The following is a 23,039-nucleotide window of genomic DNA, read 5'->3' on the forward strand; positions in this document are numbered from 1 at the left end:
TATGATTAAAAATATCGATAAAGCACATTTTATATCTAAAGAATATAAGCCATTCCTGGAGTTCTGGCAAGGGAGACTTAAGCTTGTTGAAAACGGATTTTCCTTTGGAAATAAAATTTCAACTGCTGAAACTGCTGTTTATGCAGAACAGCAGATAGTATTGGATAAAACTACTTCTGATCTTTTAATTAGCCTTGTAAAAGGTAGTGACACAGGTGTATTTGTGACGCTTTTAACCGGCTTTTTCAGCTTGCTTTCCCGTTATACCGGTGAGGCAACAATTATTGTTGATACACCGATATTCAATAATATTAATGGCGATCACTTTTCAGATAAAATATCATTAATTAAGCAAGTTGAGCAGGAAAAGAGCATTAAGGATTTGCTCATCGGTATGCAGCAGATTACCACCGAAAGTTATAAATATCAGAATTTTCCTGTTGCTGCAGTTCTTGGAAATAATTTAGAAGCTTTAACTAATGTTGCAGCTTCATTTACCAATATTCACCCAATCCATATTAATGAAACTAACTATGATTTGTTGCTGGATATTAAGAGGAGCGGAGATGAGATATCCATAATTTTTAAATATAATACCAATGTTTTTGAATCCTGGTTTATTAATAATCTCTCAAACCATTATCAAAACATTTTAGCTTCATTCTTCGGATTAAATACACTTTTAAAGGACATTGTGCTTCTTTCAAACACTGAAAGAGTGCAGCTTTTAAAAGAATTCAATGATACTTCCTGTAAATATCCCGATAAACTGATTCACGAATTGTTTGAGGAGCAGGTTTTAAAAACCCCGGATAACATTGCCCTTATTTGTGATGGTAAACAGTTTTCTTACCGCGAGCTTAACGAGAAATCCAATCAGCTTGCACATTTTATTAAAGAAAAATTTAATGTTAAGGCCGATGATATAATAGGATTATTAACAGACAGAAGTGAAGGGATGATTGTTTCTATTCTTGCTGTTTTAAAAGCAGGAGGAAGTTACCTTCCCATAGATCCTGCGTATCCTGCAGACAGAATTAGTTATACCCTCTCTGACAGTGGTTGTAAGTTTGTTTTAACAAAACAGCAGTACAAAAATCTAATTCACAATGACATTGCTGTGGCTGGTATTGAAGATGAAGAGATACATTCTTTTCCTGTTTCAAATCCTGAATATATTAATAAGCCTGATGATCTTTGCTATATCATTTATACATCCGGATCTACAGGAAATCCCAAGGGTGTGATGATTCAGCATTACAATGTGGTGAGGTTGCTTTTCAATGAGCAAAATCTTTTTGATTTTAACGAGAAAGACGTTTGGTCGCTGTTCCATTCCTATTGTTTTGATTTTTCTGTATGGGAAATGTATGGAGCATTGTTGTTTGGTGGCAAGCTTGTGATTGTACCAAAGCAAATTGCTCAGAATCCTTCTGATTTTGTGGAGTTGGTAAGAAATGAGCAGGTTACAATCCTCAATCAAACCCCCGGCTCTTTTTATAATTTTATAAATGAAGAAATAAATTCATCATCTAAAGAACTTAAACTACGCTATGTGATTTTTGGAGGCGAGGCTCTGCATCCGGCAAGGTTAAGCCAATGGAGGAAAAAGTACCCGGAGACAAAGCTTGTTAATATGTATGGTATTACAGAAACTACCGTACACGTAACCTATAAAGAAATTACCAAAAAGGAAATTGATGCTGCAATCAGTAATATTGGTGTTCCTATTCCTACCCTGAGTTGTTTTGTACTTGATAAATTTCAGAATCTGCAGCCAATAGGTGTTGCAGGTGAGCTTTGTGTTGGAGGAAAAGGGCTTGCGCGTGGTTATCTAAACAGGGCTGAACTAACCCGGGAGAAGTTTATAGATAATCCTTTTGTAGCGGGAGAAAAACTTTATCGCTCAGGTGATCTTGCTAAATATTTGCCTAATGGTGAACTGGAATACCTTGGAAGAATTGATCACCAGGTAAAAATCAGGGGTTTCCGAATTGAACTTGGTGAGATTGAAAACTGCTTACAAAAGCACCCATCAATAAAAGAATCAGTAGTAATAGATCGAACAGATGAAAAGGGAGAGAAATATCTTTGCGCGTATATTGTTGGATCAACAGAATCTGCTATAAACAGTGGAGAGCTGCGTGAATACTTAAAGCAAAGCTTACCGGATTATATTATCCCTGCCTGGTTTATTCCAATGGACAATATTCCATTAACAGGTAATGGTAAGGTAAATCGCAAAGCACTTCCTCAGCCTGAAACACAATTCACAGGTGCAGCCTATGTAGCCCCTCGTAATCAAATAGAGGAGGAGCTTGTGAAAATCTGGCAGGAAGTTCTTGGAATAGAGAAAATAGGAGTACAGGATAATTTCTTTGACTTAGGTGGACATTCATTAAAAGCAGCACAACTTATAGCCATCGTCCATAAAGAGATGGAGGTAGAAGTGCCTTTTGCATTTATCTTTAATACACCTGTGGTTGAAAATATGGCTGAATATATTTCTTCAGCAGGAAAAACCAAATATGCAGCCATACGTCCTGCCGAAAAAAGAGCCTTTTACCCACTCTCTGCAGCCCAAAGAAGAATGTACATTTTAAATGAATTTAAAGGAACCGGGACTACTTACAATATGCCGGGCGTTCTTTCAATTGAAGGAAATCTTAATATCTCTAAAGTTGAAAACGCTTTTCAACAGCTTATAGCAAGACAAGAGGCATTCCGAACAACATTTGAATTTAAGGATGATAATGCGGTTCAAATTATCAATGAAGATGTTCATTTTAAAATTGAAGTAGAAGAGGCAAGTGAGGATAATATAGAAGATCTGATTAAAGATTTTGTAAAGCCTTTTGATTTATCAAAAGCACCTTTGCTGAGAGTGAAGTTGTTGAAAATTAAGCTGGAGAAGTATATCCTGTTTTTTGATATGCATCATATCATTTCAGATGGAGTTTCAATGGAGATTCTTGTAAAGGAATTTTTTGCGTTTTATAAAGAGGAAGAACTTTCTCCGCTTGAAATACAATACAAAGATTTTGCTGTTTGGCAGGATGAGTTAACAAATACCGGTAAGCTTGAAAAGCTCGAAAATTATTGGCTGGAACGTTTTTCTGATGATCTAACCCTTCTTGATTTTCCCCTTGATTTTCCACGGCCTGCAGTACAAAAATTTGATGGGGCACATATAAATTTTCAGCTAAGTTTAGAATTAACAGCTGCACTTAAGAAAATTGCCAGGGAAACCGGCACTACTTTGTATATGGTTCTTTTGGCTGCTTATAAGGTTTTGCTTTCCCGCTGGGCAAACCAGGAGGATATTATAGTTGGTACCCCTGTAGCAGGCAGACCTGCCCCTGAGTTGCAAAATATCATAGGTGTTTTTATAAACACACTGGCTTTGCGTAATTCGGTTGCTTCAGATAAATCTTTTAAAGAATTTTTAGGAGAACTAAAGCAAAAAGTACTGAAAGATTTTGAGCACCAGGAATATCAGTTTGAAAATCTAATTGATAAGTTAAAGTTAAAGCGTGATACAAGCCGCAATCCATTGTTTGATACAATGTTTACTTATGGTGAAGCAGATGAACAGCAGTTGAAAATTGACGGGCTTGAAATCAATCAATATTCCTTTGAAAACAAGAGTTCGAAATTTGATATAACCTTTGGTGGAGCAGAAAAAGAAAATCAAATTTGCATAGCTATTGAATACAGCACAAATCTTTTTAAAGAGACGACAATTAAAAGATTTTCAAATCATTTCACCAACATAATTTCAGAGATTGCAATTAATCCTGCAATTAAAATTAAAGACATAGCGCTTTTATCCGATGCTGAAAAACAGCAGGTGCTGGTTGATTTTAACCAGACTGCAGCAAGTTTCCCAACAGGGAAAACTGTGCACGAGCAAATTGATGAGCAGGCCGAAAAAACACCTGATAACATTGCACTTGTTTTTGGAGAGAAACAACTTTCGTATAAAGAACTGAAAGAAACAACAGGGAATTTAGCCCAGGTTTTAAGGGCAAAAGGAGTAAAGCGTGGCGATGTTGTTTCCATTATTTCCTCGCCTTCAAACGAGCTGATGATAAGCATTTTTGCAATTTTAAAAGCCGGGGCTGCTTATTTGCCAATTGATCCATCTTATCCTGCTGAAAGAATTTCCTATATGTTAAGGGATAGCAATTCAAAAGTACTGCTTACTGATTTGGAGTCAGAAATGGTGGATGATTTTAAAGGCGTTTTAATCAATATTAAACAGCAGGAAATCTACCAGGGCAATGGTGTTTGCAAAAATATAAATACAGTAGATGACTCAGCTTATATAATTTATACTTCAGGTTCTACCGGGCTTCCAAAAGGAGTTGTGGTGCAACATAAAGCCCTGAACAACCTCATTCACTGGCACAACAAGTATCACCAGCTAACAGAACAAGACAAGGGTACTAAATATGCTGGTTTTGGATTTGATGCGTCAATCATTGAAACATTCCCTTACTTTGTGAAGGGAGCAGCGCTTCATATACTACCTGATAACCTGCGCCTGGACCTTGTGAGGCTGAATCAGTATTTCGAACACAATAACATCACTATCGCTTTTCTTCCCACACCAGTGGCAGAGCAGTTTATCTTTTTAGAAAATAAGAGCTTAAGGGTACTTAATATTGGAGGAGACAAACTGTCGAAATGGAACCCGACCCCATATAAAATCATAAACAATTATGGGCCATCTGAATTTACCTGCGTTACCTCTGTGTATGATGTTAACCAAGCATATGCTAATATCCCAATAGGCAAGCCTGTTTCCAATTCCCGGGTTTATGTGCTGGATGCTAATTACAAGCCGCAACCAATTGGCGTAAAAGGAGAAATTTTTGCTTCCGGAGCCAATCTTGCCCAAGGATATTTACATCAGCCGGAGTTAACTTCAGAAAAGTTTATTCCAGATCCATTTAATCCCGGGCAGTTGATGTACCGCACAGGAGATATAGGCCGATGGTTGCCTGATGGAAACCTTGAGTTTTTTGGCAGAACCGACCACCAGGTAAAAATAAGAGGATTCAGGATTGAGCTTGGTGAAATACAATCTATTTTGCAAACCCATCCTTACATTACAAAAGCTGTAGTTTTGGATAGAAAAGATGAGGAAGGAAATAAATTTTTGTGTGCGTACATTGTTGCAAATCAGGAAATTTCCCCTGCTGACCTTCGCCAGTACCTAGGCAAACAATTGCCGGAATATATGGTTCCTGCTTATTTTATTGAACTGGAGGATTTGCCTCTTACTCAAAATGGGAAAACAGACCTTAATAAACTCAGGGAAATCAAACTCGAAGGGAATATTATTACCACCGCTGAATTTGTTCCGCCTTCTACCGAAACAGAAGAGAAACTGGTAAAAATATGGCAGCAGGTGCTTAAAATGGATACAATCGGTATCAAAGACAACTTCTTTGAACTGGGAGGAAATTCGCTAAAAATTGTCAAGCTATTAAAATCGATTGAGGATGTATTTCCAGGAGCAGTGGAAATTAGTGATTTGTTTGATAAATCAACAATCGAACAGCTTGCAGCGCTTGTTGACAGCAAAAATAATACTTCTGCTGAAACAGAAAAACAGGAAATCAGAGTAGTTGATTTTTAAACGTAGAACAAAAAGAATAACAATCGGAAAGAGATTGAAATAAGAATACTTACAAAAGACTACAGTCTAAAAGAATGAAAGATATAGCCATAATAGGAGTAGCCGGGCGTTTTCCGGAAGCAAAAAACATTGATGAACTTTATCATAATTTAAAAGCGGGCAAAGACAGTTCACGTCCTTTATCTAAAGAAAGGTTAAAGTCAACTACTTCAGCGGTAAATAAAAAATATAAAGTTTTTGCCTGGCTAGATGATGTTGATAAATTTGACCACAAGCTTTTTAATATATCTCTTGCTGAGGCTCAGAATATGGATCCTCACCAGCGCTTAATGCTGGAAGTGGCCTATGAAACATTCGAAAGTTCCGGTTATAGCATTGATCATTTTTTTGGCTCAAATACGGCTGTTTATGCAGGGGATGTAATACTGAAATATTGGGAGCTTGCAGAGAAATATGATCCTACACTATTCACCGGAAATATAAATGCAGCTACAGCAGGACGAATAGCACGTTTTTTTAATCTTCGCGGCAGTGCAATGATGATTGATACCAACTGTTCCTCAACTCTTGTGGCAACTCATTTGGCATGTAATGAACTTGCTGCTGGCGATGCCGGTCATGCACTTGTTTGTGGAGTAAGAATAGTAATTAAACCCGAGGAAGAGGAAGGTGGTGCTGATTTGGGTATCATGACTCAGGACGGTAAAACAAAATCTTTTTCTGCCGCAGCCGATGGCACCAGTGCAGGAGAAGCTGTTGCTGCTGTGCTTTTAAAACCTTTGGATAAGGCTCTTGCCGATAATGATATTATTTATGCAGTAATTAAAGGTTCTGCTTTAAATCAAGATGCCCAGTTATCGGGTAGCCTTACCGCACCAAGCAGTGCTGCACAGGCTGAGGTTATTTGCAAAGCCTGGAAAAAAGCGGATATTGATCCGCTAACAATATCCTACATTGAACCTCACGGAAGTGGAACTAAACTCGGAGATCCGATAGAAATTCAAGGAATTGACCAGGCATTTAAAGGCTTAACCGATAAAAAGAATTTTATTTACGCCTCTGCATTAAAGTCAAATATAGGCCACACAGACACAGTTGCTGGCCTATCAGGATTAATTAAAACTGTTCTTTCCCTTAAAAATAAAGAATTATTTCCAACTCTTCATTTTGATGCACCTAACCCATTTATAGATTTTAAAAACTCAGTTATTGCCATAAATACCCAGTTAAAGAAGTGGGATGTGCCAGAGGGGCAGCCACGAAGGGCAGGAGTAAGTTCATTTGGGCTTAGCGGAACTAATTGTCATATTATTTTAGAGGAAGCTCCCGAAAGAAAAGCTTCAGCAACCACCGATGAAAAAGCCTGGTTAATAAATATTTCATCACGAAACACAAAAGTGTTTGCAGCAAATCTTCAGGAATTAAAAAGATTTATTGAAGAAAATCCAACTACTTCAATTGCCGATATTAGCCATACTTTAAACCGTGGCAGAAAACACTACAACTACAGGTTTTCGGTGCTTTGCAAAAATATAGAATCTATAAAAGAGGCAATAGAGAACTTCTTACCAAATCTATCAAATGAGTTTAAAGCATCAAAAGAATTAAAAAAACTGTTCTTTATATTCTCTGACAATACCGGAACAGATGAAGGTTTAATAAATCATTTTATTTCTAGATATCCTTCTTTCACTGAAGATTATGAAGCTTGTTTAAGGGCTGCATCAGGAATTGAGAATGAAAACATTAAAACTTTTGCTTTTCAATTTGCTTATTACAAATTATTTGAAAAATGCGGAATAACATCTCCAAATGTAATGGGTATTGGCTTGGGAAGAGCTGTTATTGACGTAATTACCGGAGGTAAAACCTTAGAAGATGCATTGAAAACTGTAGTTGATTGTAAACAAACTGCAGTAGAGGAATTAAATAAAAGATTAACAGCGCTTGTTGAAAGAGAAGCTGCCAAGGAGAAAGTTGCTTTTATTGAAATAGGAACAGCCGGAACGCTGATAGGTGGATTGAAAAATTTAAACTTAGAAAATCAGGAAAATATTTTTGAAGTTTTTGATTTAAATGACAATAATGAAGAAGTTTTAAAAGAATTTTTCAGCTCACTTTATCTTTCAGGGTATAATGTTAACTGGCAAAAAGCACATCCTCAAAATTCAGGTCAAAAAATTAAATTGCCAGCCTATAAGTTTGAGCCCATACGATGCTGGGTGAAAGAGCCGGTAGATGAAAATGATGAAGAATTACAAATTGATATAAATGCCAAAAATCAGCAGGAAAAAGCAGTTGCAGAAAACTCTGAATTTGTTTCCAATGTGAAAATTGATGAAAGCTGGACACCTATTGAGCAAAAAATAGCGCTACTGTGGGTGGAGGTTCTTAAATTAGAAGAAATTGCCTTAGATGATGATTTCTTTGATATAGGAGGGCATTCCCTTATTGCAACACAAATAATCAGCAGGATTGAGAAAGTGTTTCAGGTGAAGATTGAATTCACTGATATGTTTGATTATCCTACCATAAGAACACTTGCAGAGGAGGTAGAAAAACAGTCGGAGGTACAGTTAAAAGATGAGACTGAAAAAGAACCGACAACTTCTCCGACTCAATTACACTATCCACTTTCTGCTGCTCAAAACAGGCTTTGGGTATTAGATCAATTAGAAGGGGGAGGGACAACCTACAACCTTCCGGGGGTAATGATTCTGGAGGGTAAATTAGATAATCCAAAATTTAAAAAGTCCTTTCAGAAGTTGGTTGAAAGACACGAGAGCTTACGTACTTCCTTCCATACCGAAAATGGAGATTTAGTGCAGCTGGTTAATCAACAGGTAGAATTTAAAATTACTTATAAAACAGCTGAAGAAAGCCAACTCGATAAAATTGTAAATGATTTTGTAAGACCTTTTGATTTATCGAAAGCACCGCTATTTAGAATTGAGCTGGTTGAAATAAATAAAGAAAAGCACCTGCTGTTAATGGACATTCATCACATTATTGCTGATGGTGTTTCTCTTAGAATAATCTTTAATGACTTTGTACAGATATACGCAGGTCAGCAATTGCCTGAGCTTAAAATTCAATATAAAGATTATTCTTTATGGCAGCATTCGTTTTTTCAAAGTGAAGAATTTAAAAAGCAGGAAATTTATTGGTTGAATAAGTTCTCCGGTGAATTACCGGTGCTTAATCTTGTTTCAAATTTTCCCAGACCTGCCATTCAGAATTTTTCAGGAGAGAAACTGAGTTTTAATTTATCTAAGGAAGACACTGCAAATATTCGCAGTCTTTCAGGTGAAAATGGAGCTACAATTTATATGACTTTGTTAGCTGCCTATAATGTGCTGTTGTATAAATATACCTCACAAGAAGATATAGTTGTAGGTTCTGTTATAGCAGGTAGAAAAAAGAAAGAGTTTGAGAACATCCTCGGGATGTTCGTAAATACGCTTGCTATGCGAAACCATCCTTCTGCAGAAAAATCTTTTACTGCTTTTCTTGCAGAGGTTAAATCAACTGCACTGGAGGCTTATTCAAACCAGGATTTCCCTTTTGAGGCATTGGTTAATAATCTTGGATTGCAACGTGATATGAGCCGTAATCCGCTTTTTGATACTTTAATTACCTATCAGAATTTTTTCAAAGATGATCATTCAAAAGTTAATGTAAATGAACTATCCATTTTGCCGTATCCTTTTGAAAATAAAACGTCAAAATTTGATTTAACCTTTGAGTTTTTTGAGGGAGCTGATGCACTGAAACTTCAGATAGAATATTGTACACATCTCTTTAATAAAGAAACCATTGAAAGACTTTTCGCACATTTTATCCAAATAATAAGAAGTGTTTCAGAAAATAAAAATATTGCTTTAGCTGATATTAATCTTTTATCTACTGAAGAAAAAGAACAGCTGCTTGTTAATTTTAATCCTACTGTTAAAACTGAAAATATAAATGAAACTGTTGTTTCTGCATTTGAAAAACATCTGCTTCAGAATCCTAATAATGTTGCAATTTCAGATGGTAATAGAACAATTTTATATAATGAACTTAATGAAAAGGCAGAAAATATTGCAGCTCTGCTTCTTAAAAAAGGCTTGGTTAAAGAGGGTGTTGTTGGGGTATTTCTTAATGCTTCGGCAGAATGGCTGTATAGCATTTTAGGTGTTTTAAAAGCAGGTGGGGCTTATTTGCCAATTGATCCTGCTTATCCTGCCGAAAGAATAGATTTTATGCTTAAAGACAGTGGAGCAAAAATTTTATTAACTGATAAAACACTATTTCATAAATCAGCATTTAGTGGTGAAGTAATTGATATTACAGAAGCAGCTAATAATATTAATAATGGGGGTGTTAAGTCAGTGATTGCTCCTGAAAACCTTGCTTATATTATTTACACCTCAGGTTCTACCGGACAACCCAAAGGCGTTGGTGTTGAACATTCTGCATTGTTTAACCTTTGCAGCTGGCATAATAATCAATATAACATAACTGCTGCTGATAAAGCCACAAAATATGCCGGACTAGGCTTTGATGCCTCTGTCTGGGAGATTTTTCCATACCTGGTTTCAGGAGCTTCTGTTACCATTGTTCCTGAAGATATAAGGATGGATATGAGAAAGCTGAACAACTTCTATGAATCGAATGGAATTAGTGTAAGTTTTCTTCCCACACAAATTGCAGAGCAATTTATGGAGCAGGAAAATTCATCGTTGCGTTTGCTGCTGACAGGAGGTGATAAATTAAGGAGCTTTAAAAAGCAGAGGTATGATGTGGTTAACAATTACGGTCCTACAGAAAATACCGTTGTGAGTACCTCATTTAAACTTGACAGGTTTTATGAAAATATTCCAATAGGTAAGCCTGTTGATGGTACGCGTGTTTATATCCTGGATAAAAAAGGAAATCCACAACCTGTGGGTGTGCCGGGCGAATTGTGTGTTGCAGGAAATAATCTTGCAAGAGGATATATAAATCAACCGGAACTAACAGCACAAAAATTTGTTGCTGATCCTTTTGTTGCAGGTGAAAAAATGTACCAAACAGGCGACCTTGCAAAATGGTTGCCTGATGGAAACATAGAGTTTTTAGGAAGAATTGACGCGCAAGTTAAAATTAGGGGCTATAGAATAGAATTAGGTGAAATTGAAAATCAACTGCTAAGTTTTTCCGGGATAAAAGACGCTGTTGTTATTGATGTTGAGGAAAAAGACGCGCAGAAGTTTTTATGTGCTTATATAGTAAGTGAAACAGCAGTTGATACTTCCTTGTTAAAAGAACATTTAGCTGCGAAGCTACCGGATTATATGGTTCCGCTTCATTTTATTTCTCTTGAAAAAATTCCTTTGAATGCAAATGGAAAGGTGGACAGAAAAGCTTTGCCGCTTCCGGATGAAAGTTTAAAAACTTCAAGAGCATATGTAGCCCCTATTACAGAAACAGAAGTAAAACTTTCCAAACTTTGGAGTGAATCTTTAAATATTGAAAAACCAAGCACAGAAGACAATTTTTTTGAACTTGGTGGACATTCCTTAAAGGCAACGCAAATTATTTCCCGGGTTTACAAAGTGTTTGAGAAAGAAGTTCCGCTAAGAGAGATTTTTAGAAACCCTACAATTAAAGGACTTGCGGCATTTATTGAGTCTGCTGAAAAATCAGCATTTGTTTCTATTTCCAATGTTGAGAAAAGGGAGTTTTATCCGCTTTCTGCTTCGCAAAGAAGACTATATATTTTAAACCAGTTTCAGCAGGATAATACAAGCTATAATATCCCTGGAGCATTAGCAATTGAAGGACAACTCGATACTGAAAAGTTTGAAGGAGCTATAAAAAAGGTCATTCAGAGGCACGAGAATCTAAGAACAGCTTTTGTTTTTAATAATGGAGAACCGGTACAGATTATAAAAGAAGATGTAGCGTTTAATCTTTCTTGCCGCGAATCCTCTGAGAATGAGGCAAAAGACTTACTGAAAGATTTTGTAAAACCTTTTGATTTAGAACAGCCACCTTTAATTAGGGCAGAGCTGATAAAAATAGCAGAAAATAAGCATTACTTCTTGTTTGATATGCACCACATCATCAATGATGAAGTGTCAATGAATATCTTAATAAATGAATTTGCTGCTTTGTATGAGGGTAAAGAGCTTGAACCTCTTAAATTCCAATATAAAGACTTTGCCAATTGGCAGAATAATCGTATAGCCTCTGGTACTTCAGATAATCAGAAAAAATTCTGGTTGGGCCAGTTCAAGGATGAAATTCCGGTACTTGAACTTCCTGCCGATTTTAAAAGACCGGCTTCTAAAAGCTTTAAAGGAAACAGGATTTCTCTGAATTTAAATTTTGAAACATCTCAAAAATTAAGACACATAGCGCTTTCGGCAGGAGCAACTTCTTACCAACTATTTTTAACAGCTTTTAATGTGCTGCTTTCAAAATATTCAGGTAGTGAAGACATTGTTGTGGGAACACCTATTGCCGGCAGAAATCATCCTGACCTGGATAAAATTATAGGGGTTTTCATAAACACGCTTGCACTAAGAAACTTTCCCAAAAAAGATATTTCCTTTTTATCATTTTTAAAGAATGTTAAGGAAAAATTTATTGAAGCCAATGAAAACAGTGATTATCAGTTTGAGGAATTAATTGGTGAACTCTCTTTAAAACGTGATTTAAGCCGCCACCCGCTTTTTGATGTGCTTTTTGTTTTCCAAAGTGCCGGTGAGAGTTCAAATTTCGCATCATCGGGTTTAAATTTTAAACCCTTAGAATTTCCTTCTAAATCTTCAAAATTTGATATCACTTTTACCATAGCAGATTCAGGGGAAGATTTTAAAATTTTTATTGACTATAGCACCGACTTATTTAAAAAAGAAACAATTGAAAAGCTTCAATGCCATTTTGTTCAATTGCTACAGTCTGTAATTCAAAAGCCGGACTCAAAGCTTCAGGACCTTAAACTTATTTCTAAAGAAGAAGAACAATTACTTTTAAATGGGTTTAACAATACTTTAAAGAATCATCCAGATAGCGGAAAAGCCATTCATCAGTGGTTTGAAGAGCAGGTAGAAGGAAATACTTCAAAGGGAATAGTATTTAAAAATGAGAATTTAACTTTTGAAGAGTTAAATATAAAAGCCAATCAATTAGCTCATAAATTAACCAGGTCCGGAGCAGATAAAAACCAGGTTGTAGCTATTATAACCGAAAGATCATTGGATATGATCACAGGAATTCTGGCAGCTTTAAAATCCGGAAGTGCTTTTTTACCAATAGATCCTGATTATCCCCAGGAAAGAATTGATTTTGTTCTAAAGGATTCAAATGCCACCATTTTACTTACACAAAGTCACTTAAAGGAGAAAGCTGATTTTGCAGGTAAAATTATTTTTATTGATGATGCGGCATTCCAACAAGAAGATAATTCAAACCTTTTATGTAACACGAAAGCCGATGATTTAGCATATATTATTTATACTTCCGGCTCAACCGGTAAACCCAAAGGAACTAAGTTAACACATAAGAATCTCAATAACTATGTTTCCTGGTTTATAGAAAATCAGCAGGTAAAAAAACAGGATAAAACAACACTCATTCATTCATTTGGATTTGATGGTTCCTTTACCAATATTTTTGGTGCTTTGCTTTGCGGACACGAGCTGCACATTATACCTAAAGAATTTCTTGTTGATCCTGAACAATTGCTAAAATATGTTCAAACGGAGCAGATTTCCTATATGAAATTTACTCCTTCACTTTTCAGTGTGTTTGTAAATTCGGAAGCCTTCAATCAATACGATTGCAGCTCTTTAAGAATGATAATGCTTGGAGGAGAAGCTATAAGTACCGCTGATGTTGAGAAATATCATTTAAAATATCGTAACACAGTTTTTGTAAATCATTACGGACCTACTGAAACTACTATTGGCTCTATAGCTCAGGCCATAGATTTTAATTGTTGGGAAGATTATAAACATCTTCCTTCCATTGGTTATCCAATTGACAATACCCAGGTTTATATTCTTGAGGCTTCCTTGCAGCTTTGTCCAATGGGAGTAGTTGGGGAGTTGTGTATTTCAGGAGATGGTGTAAGTGTTGGGTATTTAAACCGGGAGGATTTAACTTTAGAAAAATTTGTAGTTAATCCCTTTGATTCTTCTAAGAAAATGTACCGTACAGGAGATATGGCCAAATGGCTGCCGGATGGACGGGTGTTATTTTTAGGCAGGAGAGATGAACAGGTTAAAATCAGAGGATATCGTATAGAAACAGGAGAGATTACGGAAGCTGTTTTATCTTTAAAATCGATTTCTGAAGCAGTTGTCGTTGATAGGGAAGATGCCTCAGGCAGTAAATATTTGTGTGCTTATTTCACAAGTGAAAATGAGGTAGCTATTTCAGAAATTAAAAAAGAGCTTGCCAGGATATTGCCTGAATATATGGTTCCTGCATTTTTTGTGCAGCTGGATAAAATCCCGGTAACAGCTCACGGTAAGGTGGATAAAAGAGCGCTACCGTTGCCAACACTTCAAAGAATTGCAGAAAAAGAGTTTATAGCACCAAGAACAATCACAGAGGAAAAGCTGACTGAAATTTGGAAAGTTGTTTTAGGCCAGGAAAAGATTTCTGTTGATGATAACTTTTTTGAAGTTGGCGGACATTCACTAAAAGCCGCAGTTCTTGCAGGAAAAATTTTTAAAGAATTCCAGGTGAAGGTTAGTTTAAAACAAATCTTTGAGCTGCCCACCATTGAAGCACTTGCTCAAATTTTGGAAAACAAGGAGAACGAGGTTTTCTTATCCATTGAACCAGCACCAGTTTTAGAGGAATATCCTTTATCCTCTGTTCAGAGAAGAATGTATGTTTTGCAGGAGTTTGACGGAGCAGAGATTACTTACAATCTTCCTATGGCTATGAAAGTGTCAGGAAAAATTGATAAGAAACGTTTTGAAAATGCTTTTAAGGAGCTTATAAATAGACACGAGAGCTTAAGAACTTCATTTGAACTTAAAAAGAATCAGTTTGTTCAGCGTGTAATCAGTAATATTGATTTTAAAGTTGAATTTATTGAATGTTCGGAGTTACAAGCAAAAGCCCTGGCAGATAGTTTTATAAAGCCGTTCAACTTAAATTACCCACCTTTATTCCGGGTAACACTCGTTTCAACTTTGCCTTCAGAGCACCTTCTGCTCATTGATATGCATCATATAATTTCTGATGGAACATCCACGGCAATTTTAATTGATGAGTTTTTATCAATTTACGAGGGTAAAGAAATAAAACAGTTGGCACTTCAGTATAAAGATTATGCTTACTGGCAAAATCAAAGTGAGCAGTTGCTGGTAAAAGAGGAGCAGGCAAACTACTGGAAAAACAAATTGTCAGGAGAAATACCCGTAATGAATTTCCCTACCGATTTCCAAAGGCCGGCAGTGCAGGATTTCAGGGGCGGACATATTTTTAAAAGCATAGATAAAGAAACTGTTCAGCAGTTAAAGCAGCTTGCAAACTCCACTGGAAGCACGCTCTATATCTTACTTTTAACAGCTTACAATGTGCTGCTGCATAAGTACACCCAACAGGAAGATTTTATTGTTGGAAGTCCCGTAGCTGGCCGTGTTCACCCAGACCTGGAGCCGGTTGTAGGGCCGTTTGCAAATACGGTTGTTTTGAGAAATCATCCAAAAAGCGAAAAAACTTTTAGTGAATTTATAGCTGAAGTAAAGGATACTGTTTTAAATGCAATGGAACGGCAGGATTTTCCTTTTGAGGAATTGCTGGGGCTTTTAAAGGTAGAAAGAGATGTGAGCAGGAACCCGCTATTTGATACGCTCTTTGCATATCAGAATTACCAGCGTAACAGCATGGAAGTAGCAGATGCAGGCCTGTCCTTCTCGCCTTACCAATTCGAATACAATATTTCAAAATTCGATATAAGCCTTGTTATACAAGGAGAAGATGAATTAGAGCTTGGGCTTGAATATGCCTTTAGCCTTTTCTCGGAGCAAACAATGGAAACTTTTTTAAGCAGCTATATCAACCTGCTTCATTATATTTTAAAAAATCCAACAGCTCAAATATCAGATATTGATTTTATGTCTGCTGAAGAAAAACATAAAATCCTTGTTGAGTTTAATAATACCGCTTCTAAATGGCCAAAGGACAAAACGATAGTTCAGCTTGTTGAGGAATTTGTAGAAAGAGAGCCTGAAAAAATTGCACTTGTTTTCGGGGAGCAAAAAATGACCTATGGCGAGCTCAATAAAAAAGCAAATCAACTTGCCAGGAAATTAAGAGGTTTAGGTGTAAAACCAGATGATCGTGTAGGTTTAATCATTGACAGAAATTTTGATATTTATATTAGCATCCTGGGAATCCTTAAAGCCGGAGGTGCGTATGTTCCTATAGATCCAAAAAATCCCTGGGATAGAACCCTGTATATGCTGGAAGACAGCCAGACAAAAATTATTGTTACCCAAGAGCATTTGCTTGATATTATTGACTTTGAAGGTACTGTCGTCAATGTAAATGATGCTGCTATTTTTAAAGCAGAAGATACGAACTTAGCTCTGGTAAACAAATCAACAGATCTTGTTTATATGATCTATACTTCCGGATCTACAGGAAAACCTAAGGGCGTTATGCTGGAGCATCAGAATGTGGTAAGTTATGCAATGAACTTTAAAACGGAGTACAGCATTGATACAGACAAAGACATTATGCTTAGTCTTACCCGTATAAGTTTTGATATGTCAAACACCGAGCATACTGCAAGTATGATAAACGGTATTACAATGGTTATTACAACCACAGAAGAAAGTAACGATCCTCAGCAGCTTTCAGAAATTATAATGCGCACCGGAGCAAATGTTATGCAGTTTACGCCATCAAGGCTTACGCTTATGTTCAGTGCTGTTGGAGATGAGTTTTTAAATACTGTAAATATCCTTCTTGTTGGTGCTGAAGCTTTGCCTGTTTCTTTAAATAAGAAATTGCTGCAATACAAGCATCTAAAGGTTTACAATGTTTATGGTCCAACAGAAGCTACTACCTGGAGTACCGGTACTTTAATTGAAGAAAACAGAATCACCATTGGTAAGCCTCACCTGAATGAACATGTGTATGTTTTAAATGATAAACTACAAGTAGTTCCTACTGGCGTTTCAGGAGAAATATGTGTTTCAGGGCCTGGTGTTGGCAGAGGATATACTGACCAAATTCTTTCTAAAGTAAAATTTGTTGAGAATCCTTTTATACAAGGAGAAAGAATGTACCGCACGGGAGATTTAGGCAGATGGTGGCCTGATGGACATTTGGAATTTATCGGAAGAAGTGATTTCCAGGTTAAAATAAGGGGTTACAGAATTGAGCTGGGAGAGATTGAAAACACCTTGCTTGAATATCCTGCAATTACAGAAGTAATCGTATTGGTTAAAGAAAAAGCAGATGCGAAAGACCTTGTAGCTTATATGGTTTGTAAAGATGAGGTGAATATTGAAGAGCTGAATGAGCATCTTTTAAAAACCCTGCCTGAATATATGGTTCCGGCACATTATGTAAGACTCGAGCAAATGCCGCTGAACGAGAACGGAAAGCTTGACAGGAAAAAACTTCCTGAACCTTTTGGAAATGTTACTTCTGCCAAAGACTTTACCGCTCCGGTATCGGCAACAGAAATTGCCCTTGCAGGGATATGGAAACTAATTCTTGAAGTGGATAAAATAAGCACCCGCGATAATTTCTTTACGCTTGGAGGAAATTCTCTTAAAGCAGTAGCACTTGTTTCTAAGGTGAAGGAAATCACACAGCAGGAGATTCCTTTCACCATCATCTTCAATTACCCAACCATTGAAAAAATGGCTGCATTCCTGGAAGAAAAAAATCAGCAAGCAGAACAGTCAGAAGAGCTAACGCTTTTGAATGAGAAGAAAGAGAAGAATATTTTCGCCTTTCCGCCTGCCATAGGATATTCCATTGCCTATAGCGACCTTGCCGGGCAGATGAAAGAGTATTCTTTTTACGGATTCAATTTTATTGAAAACGAGGACAGGCTTAAAATTTATGCTGATAAAATTATAGCAATTCAGCCTAAAGGTGATTATACTTTATTTGGATATTCTGCAGGAGGAAATTTGGCTTTCCAGGTAGCAAAAGCGCTTTCTGAAAGAGGTAAAAAAGTGGATGTAGTTATGATAGACTCTTATTTGCGACAAAAGCCGGAGCCGGTAACCGCTGCAGAAAAAGAGGAATATGCAAAACTATATATCAGTGATGATTCTGATCATATCTCTAACAGGTATTTAACCAGTGAAGCTATGAAAAAGGCGGCTGTAAGAAAGATTGGTGGCTATTATGATTACCTGCGCAAAACACCGGACTATGGAAAGATAAACGGAGAAATTTTATTGCTTCGTTCAGAAACCGAAAAAGCCGGAGACAATGGCAGAGAAAGCTGGAAAACTGCCGGAACAGGTTTAAGAGTTTACCAGGGAGTTGGAGAGCACGCTGCTATGTTCAATGAAGAATATTTTAATACCAACTTTTCTTTGATTTTAAAAATGCTGCATAAGGACAAAAATTAAGCAGAACTGCAGTTAGAAAAACAGTAAATTTTTGACCTATGGAAGAAGCAAATGCTTTAAAAATTACTCATACCGTAACACCTCTTGTAAAATACAAGGGGCCTGTTTCGGGGTGGAAAAATATCTGGCTGAAGGATGAAACAAAGCAGGTTTCAAATGCTTTTAAATTTAGGGGCGTGGCGCATAAAGTTGGCAATATGCCAAAGGGAAGCACAGTAACAACCGCTTCAACAGGAAACCACGGGATAGCAACGGCAATAGCAGCATCTAAACTGGGATTAAAAGCTGCCATATTTGTCCCAAAACATACCGCATCGGTTAAAAAGCAAAAGCTAAATTTTTACAATGCACAGCTAATGGAAGTAGAGGGCGAGTACCAGGCCTGTGTTGCACAGGCAAAAGCTTTTGCTTTAAATAATTCAAATACTTTTTTTATCCACGGATTTGATGATGCTGAAATTATTGATGGTACCAGGAGTTTATTCCATGAGGTAAAAAAAGAACTGGAAAATATTCCTGTACTATTTGTTCCAGTTGGTGGAGGCGGGCTTTTATCTGCCTGTTTATTAGAATATCCAATTGCCCACCATAAAATTTACGCAGTGGAATTAGACCATGCCCCAGCCTTAAAAATCTCATTAGAAAAAGGAGAAAGGGTTCAGCTTGGCAAACTCATTGGAAGGGCAGACGGAATGATGGTTGACAGGGTAGGGGAATCTGTATTTATTGCCTGCAGAGATAAAGCGGTAGAGGTAAAATTAATCAGTGAAAAAGAACTGGAAGAAGCTGTAAGATTGCTTTGGAAACACAATGGCATTAAGGCTGAATTATCGGGTGCTTCAGCTCTTGCGGTGGCATTAAAAACAGCCGGTAACAATCAGGCTTGCTTATGTATTGTTTCCGGTGGAAATATTGATGAGGAGTATTTTAGGGAGATAATAAAAGTTGATTCACTTTTAAATTCAGTTACCTCAACCGATTAAAATCCATAGTCCTAATAAATTTAACAATCACTGATTGGTTTGCAATCAATGGTAACTCCTGATTTAAAGGCTGCATAGGCTGACGCATTGTATTTACTCCATGATTTATTACAATAAATAATTCTGTTCCCTCCCTTGGATTATATCTAAAGCGAAAGTTTGAACCAAAATTATTACTCATATCATCATATTGAACCAAAGCCTTCATACTAATTTTTGAATTAAGCTGGAAGTTTAAATTCAGGGTTACTAAGTGCGTTTCAAAAAGCGCTTCTTGATTCAGGATATGGAAATCATTAGCAAACCGGATATGATTATAATCATAAGAAGTTTCAAACTGAAAATATTTGTTTAAATTGAATTTTCCGCCAATCCAAATATTGTTCATGTGGCCCCCATAATAATCCCCCTTCTTTGCATAAGATTCTAATTTATATCTTTTTGTTGCCGGTGAAGACATATAAACAGATGAAAACCACATAGGATAATTACCAGCCGGAACTATAATATCTGAATTCATGTTCCAGGAAAAATTAAAAGTATCCTGGTAAAATTCAAATGGGGTTAATTTTATCATGGATCCATTTTTAAAATGCAGTAATGGTGAAACATTAATATTGGAAATTTCGCTTGCTCCCGTAGAAGAATTTCGGGCATTCATTAACACACTTTCCAATTTATAACCGGCAATATGTTTGCTGTTCTCGGTTACCCATGAATAGCTGTTTCCACTTCTAAACTGTGTTAAATTATTAAAGCGCATAAAACCCATGGCCGGATCAAAATCTTCTCCAAGATATTTAGCATCTAAAATATGGCTAAATCCTCTGTTTGATTGCTTTACAAGTTTAAATTGAGCAGCCATATTATTTCTGGTAAAAGAAGTTTCTTCTCGACTATTGAAAGTTCCTGAAAAAGCGCCACTGGTAAACCATTTCCTGTTTATCCTGTGCAGGTAATCAACTCCGGCTACCTGATTTGAAACACTCAAATCGCTTATACTAATTCGGTTTGTTAAAATTCCTCCTACATACGAACCATTATTATACAACTCCTTTTTTACCCTAAGTACAGAAAAATTCTCTGAAGGTAAGCCCTCCTCTTCCATTGCCATAGTTTGCATATTTAATGCCCCAACTTGAAAACCTTTGTGCTGTCCTGTGAGCCTTACTCCTCCCAATACTGGGACTATTAAACCCTGGCTTCTTCCGATATTCCTAGAAAAAAACAACCGGGTTGGACCCATATTAAAATTGAAATAATCTTCTGATTCCAGGAAGAAGGCTCTTTTTTCTGGAAGAAATACATTAAAGCGGGTAGTGTTTATAATTCTGTCGTCTACTTCAGCTTGAGCAAAATCGGTATTAACAGAAACATCAAGAGTTAAATTTTTACTCAGTCCCATTTTAAGATCTGCTCCAATATTACTTAAGATTTTATCTGTTACTGATTTTTCAAAATAATTTTTCCTGGATATGGCTGAATAGTTGGACTCATATTGAGACCCTGTGCTGTTAAGTATTTTATTCTTCTGAATATCTGAAACAATATATGGAGTAAAATATACCGGCTTTTTACAGGTGAGATTTTCAAAAATAATATCCAAGGCAAGATCAAGACGAAAGTGTGGATCAGCAATGTTCTCATCAAAAGGGGGAGCTATTATTTCTTCATTTAGTCTTCTTATGGTTCTTAATACTTTAAAACCCATTATTACTTCTTCTTTTTCAGTAAATCTTAAAGAAGAAAAAGGAATTTTAAATTCTGCTATCCAACCGTTTTCAGTTATTTTAACAGCTACATTCCAAAAGGTATTAAAATCTTCATTTATTCCTTCGCCATTTTGAGAAATTTCAATATCCTGTCTTACTCCCAGTGGATTTGTGGCAAATGCAATTCCATTGAGATTATCATTGTAACTGTCTATGATTACTACAACATTGTCATCGTCTTCAACATCACTGTCACGCTCCATAGCGGTGGCTATCATTTTTTTTGGTTCAGGATCAAAAAGCTTTATACCAACAAAGAGGTAAGTATCATTATAAAGCAATTTAACCTCTGTGTTAAATGATGGCTTTCCTCCCGGCACTGGACTTATCATCATAAATTCCGAAATTACAGGGGCCTTGTTCCAGGTGGGCTCATTTAAAATTCCGTCTGCTTCTATTTCTTCAGTTATCCTTAATGGGCGTATCTGCTCCTGTGCATATATATTCTGATTTGTGAAGAACAGCAAAGCAAATAAAAGCACGAATGTTTTTCGGGCAATAGAAGTATAATACAAAATCATAATTAATTGCAAATATAATTTATTCCCTGAATTGCATCAGCAGTGTGTTTTGTTTTTTATTTTTGCAAAACAATTAATATTAAAAAGTGAAAAAAACAATTAATTTATTCTTTCTTCCCTTTGCAGGAGGGAGTTCTTACTCTTACAGTAATTTCTCATCCTTGTTGCTGCCACATATAAATTGTGTTCCTATTGAATTACCAGGAAGAGGCAAGCGGAGCAAGGAAGAATTATTAACTGATGCGCATATTATAGCGGAGGATATTTATAATCAGATTAAAGAAATTATTCATTCAGGTGAGGAATATGGGATTTTTGGCCATAGTATGGGGGCATTGCTTGGTTATCTTTTATTACATAAAATAAAACTAAACAACCTTCCATTTCCCATTCATTTTTTTGCCTCAGGCAGAGGTGGCCCATCCTACCTTAATGAGAGGGAAATTTATTATCTGCTTCCAAAACAGGAATTCAGAGAAAAATTAAAAGAGCTGGGAGGCAGTCCAAAAGAAGTGCTGGAACATGAAGTTTTAATGGATTATTTTGAACCCATACTAAGAGCAGATTTTCAGGTTGTAGAAACTTATTTTCATAAGGAACAGGAGAAGTTGAAAGTACCCTTTAGTGTTTTTTTAGGTGATGAAGACAAAATAAGCCTTGAGGCTGCAAAATGTTGGCAACTGGAAACAAGTTCCCCCATAAAAATCCATCAATTCCAGGGAGATCATTTTTTTTTAATACCCCATGTTAAAAGTATATGTAATATAATCTCTGCTGAATTGGATAATGATAAAGCAAAAGTAAATTGATAAGCATATTCTATACTTATTGTAAAGAGCCGTTTTCTAAAGAGGTATGGAGCCGCCATTTACAAAGCCTTCCTGTTGCCCTTCACGAAAAAATAACTTCTTTTAAAAGATGGCAGGACAGGCAATCTTCTTTAATAGGTAAATTACTGCTAAAAGAAGCATTAAAAAGAAACGGATATTCAGGAAATAGTTTACAGGATTTAAAATACAATCATTATAACCGCCCCTATTTTGACTTACCAATGGATTTTAATATTTCACATTCCGAAGAACTGGTAATTTGCGCATGGAGCAATAAGGGAAAGATAGGTGTTGATGTGGAAGCAATAAAACCTATTGATTTTAATGACTTAAAAAAGGCAATGAATGAAAAAGAATGGGCGTTGATTCAAAATTCAACAGATTCATTAAGGGAATTCTATAAATACTGGTCAATTAAAGAAAGTGTATTGAAAGCAGAGGGTAGCGGCTTGTCAATTTTATTGGAAGATATGGTTATTACCGATACTGAAGTCATTTTGCAAAAAAACAAATGGCATATTCAGGAACTGCTTTTGAATAATAACTATAGCTCCTGGATTGCCTTTAATGACACCATTGATACTTTGCAAATTGAAGAAATAGTATTTTATGGCAGTGAAATAATAAATGCTAAAAAATAGCTGCTTTTTTTAGCATTTATTCACAACCTGGATTTAGAATTATGAACAATCT

The 23,039-nt window shown here is 36.3% G+C and carries 6 protein-coding genes; 5 read left to right on the top strand and 1 reads right to left on the bottom strand.

Annotated features, from left to right (window positions below):
• The first annotated feature begins 1 nt into the window (after position 1).
• The 3 genes from H0V01_03995 to H0V01_04005 all read left to right on the top strand — a co-directional run bounded on the left by H0V01_03995 (position 2) and on the right by H0V01_04005 (position 19,223).
• Positions 2–5,647, top strand: coding sequence for an amino acid adenylation domain-containing protein (locus H0V01_03995; protein ID MBA2582534.1), 5,646 nt, complete (start codon positions 2–4; stop codon positions 5,645–5,647).
• Positions 5,648–5,721: 74 nt separating this feature from the next.
• Positions 5,722–18,240 carry an amino acid adenylation domain-containing protein gene (locus H0V01_04000; protein MBA2582535.1) on the top strand — a complete coding sequence of 4,173 codons (12,519 nt, stop codon included), beginning with the start codon at positions 5,722–5,724 and terminating at the stop codon, positions 18,238–18,240.
• Between the two features lie 38 nt (positions 18,241–18,278).
• Positions 18,279–19,223, top strand: a complete 945-nt coding sequence (locus H0V01_04005; protein MBA2582536.1) for a pyridoxal-phosphate dependent enzyme — start codon at positions 18,279–18,281, stop codon at positions 19,221–19,223.
• On the opposite strand, the gene H0V01_04010 is transcribed toward H0V01_04005, so the two are convergent.
• Positions 19,207–21,516, bottom strand: a complete 2,310-nt coding sequence (locus H0V01_04010; GenBank protein MBA2582537.1) for a carbohydrate binding family 9 domain-containing protein — start codon at positions 21,514–21,516, stop codon at positions 19,207–19,209. The two genes, H0V01_04005 and H0V01_04010, sit on opposite strands and share 17 nt — an antisense overlap.
• Positions 21,517–21,602: 86 nt before the next feature.
• Between H0V01_04010 and H0V01_04015 the strand changes: the two genes are divergently transcribed.
• Both H0V01_04015 and H0V01_04020 read left to right on the top strand, forming a co-directional pair.
• Positions 21,603–22,325, top strand: a complete 723-nt coding sequence (locus tag H0V01_04015) for a thioesterase (protein ID MBA2582538.1) — start codon at positions 21,603–21,605, stop codon at positions 22,323–22,325.
• Positions 22,322–22,987 (top strand): 4'-phosphopantetheinyl transferase superfamily protein, encoded by a 666-nt coding sequence (locus H0V01_04020; protein ID MBA2582539.1) that lies wholly within the window; start codon positions 22,322–22,324, stop codon positions 22,985–22,987. Before H0V01_04015 ends, H0V01_04020 begins: the two co-directional genes overlap by 4 nt.
• Positions 22,988–23,039 lie beyond the last annotated feature (52 nt).

The organism is Bacteroidota bacterium, from assembly GCA_013696965.1.
Taxonomy (GTDB): Bacteria; Bacteroidota; Bacteroidia; order JACCXN01; family JACCXN01; genus JACCXN01.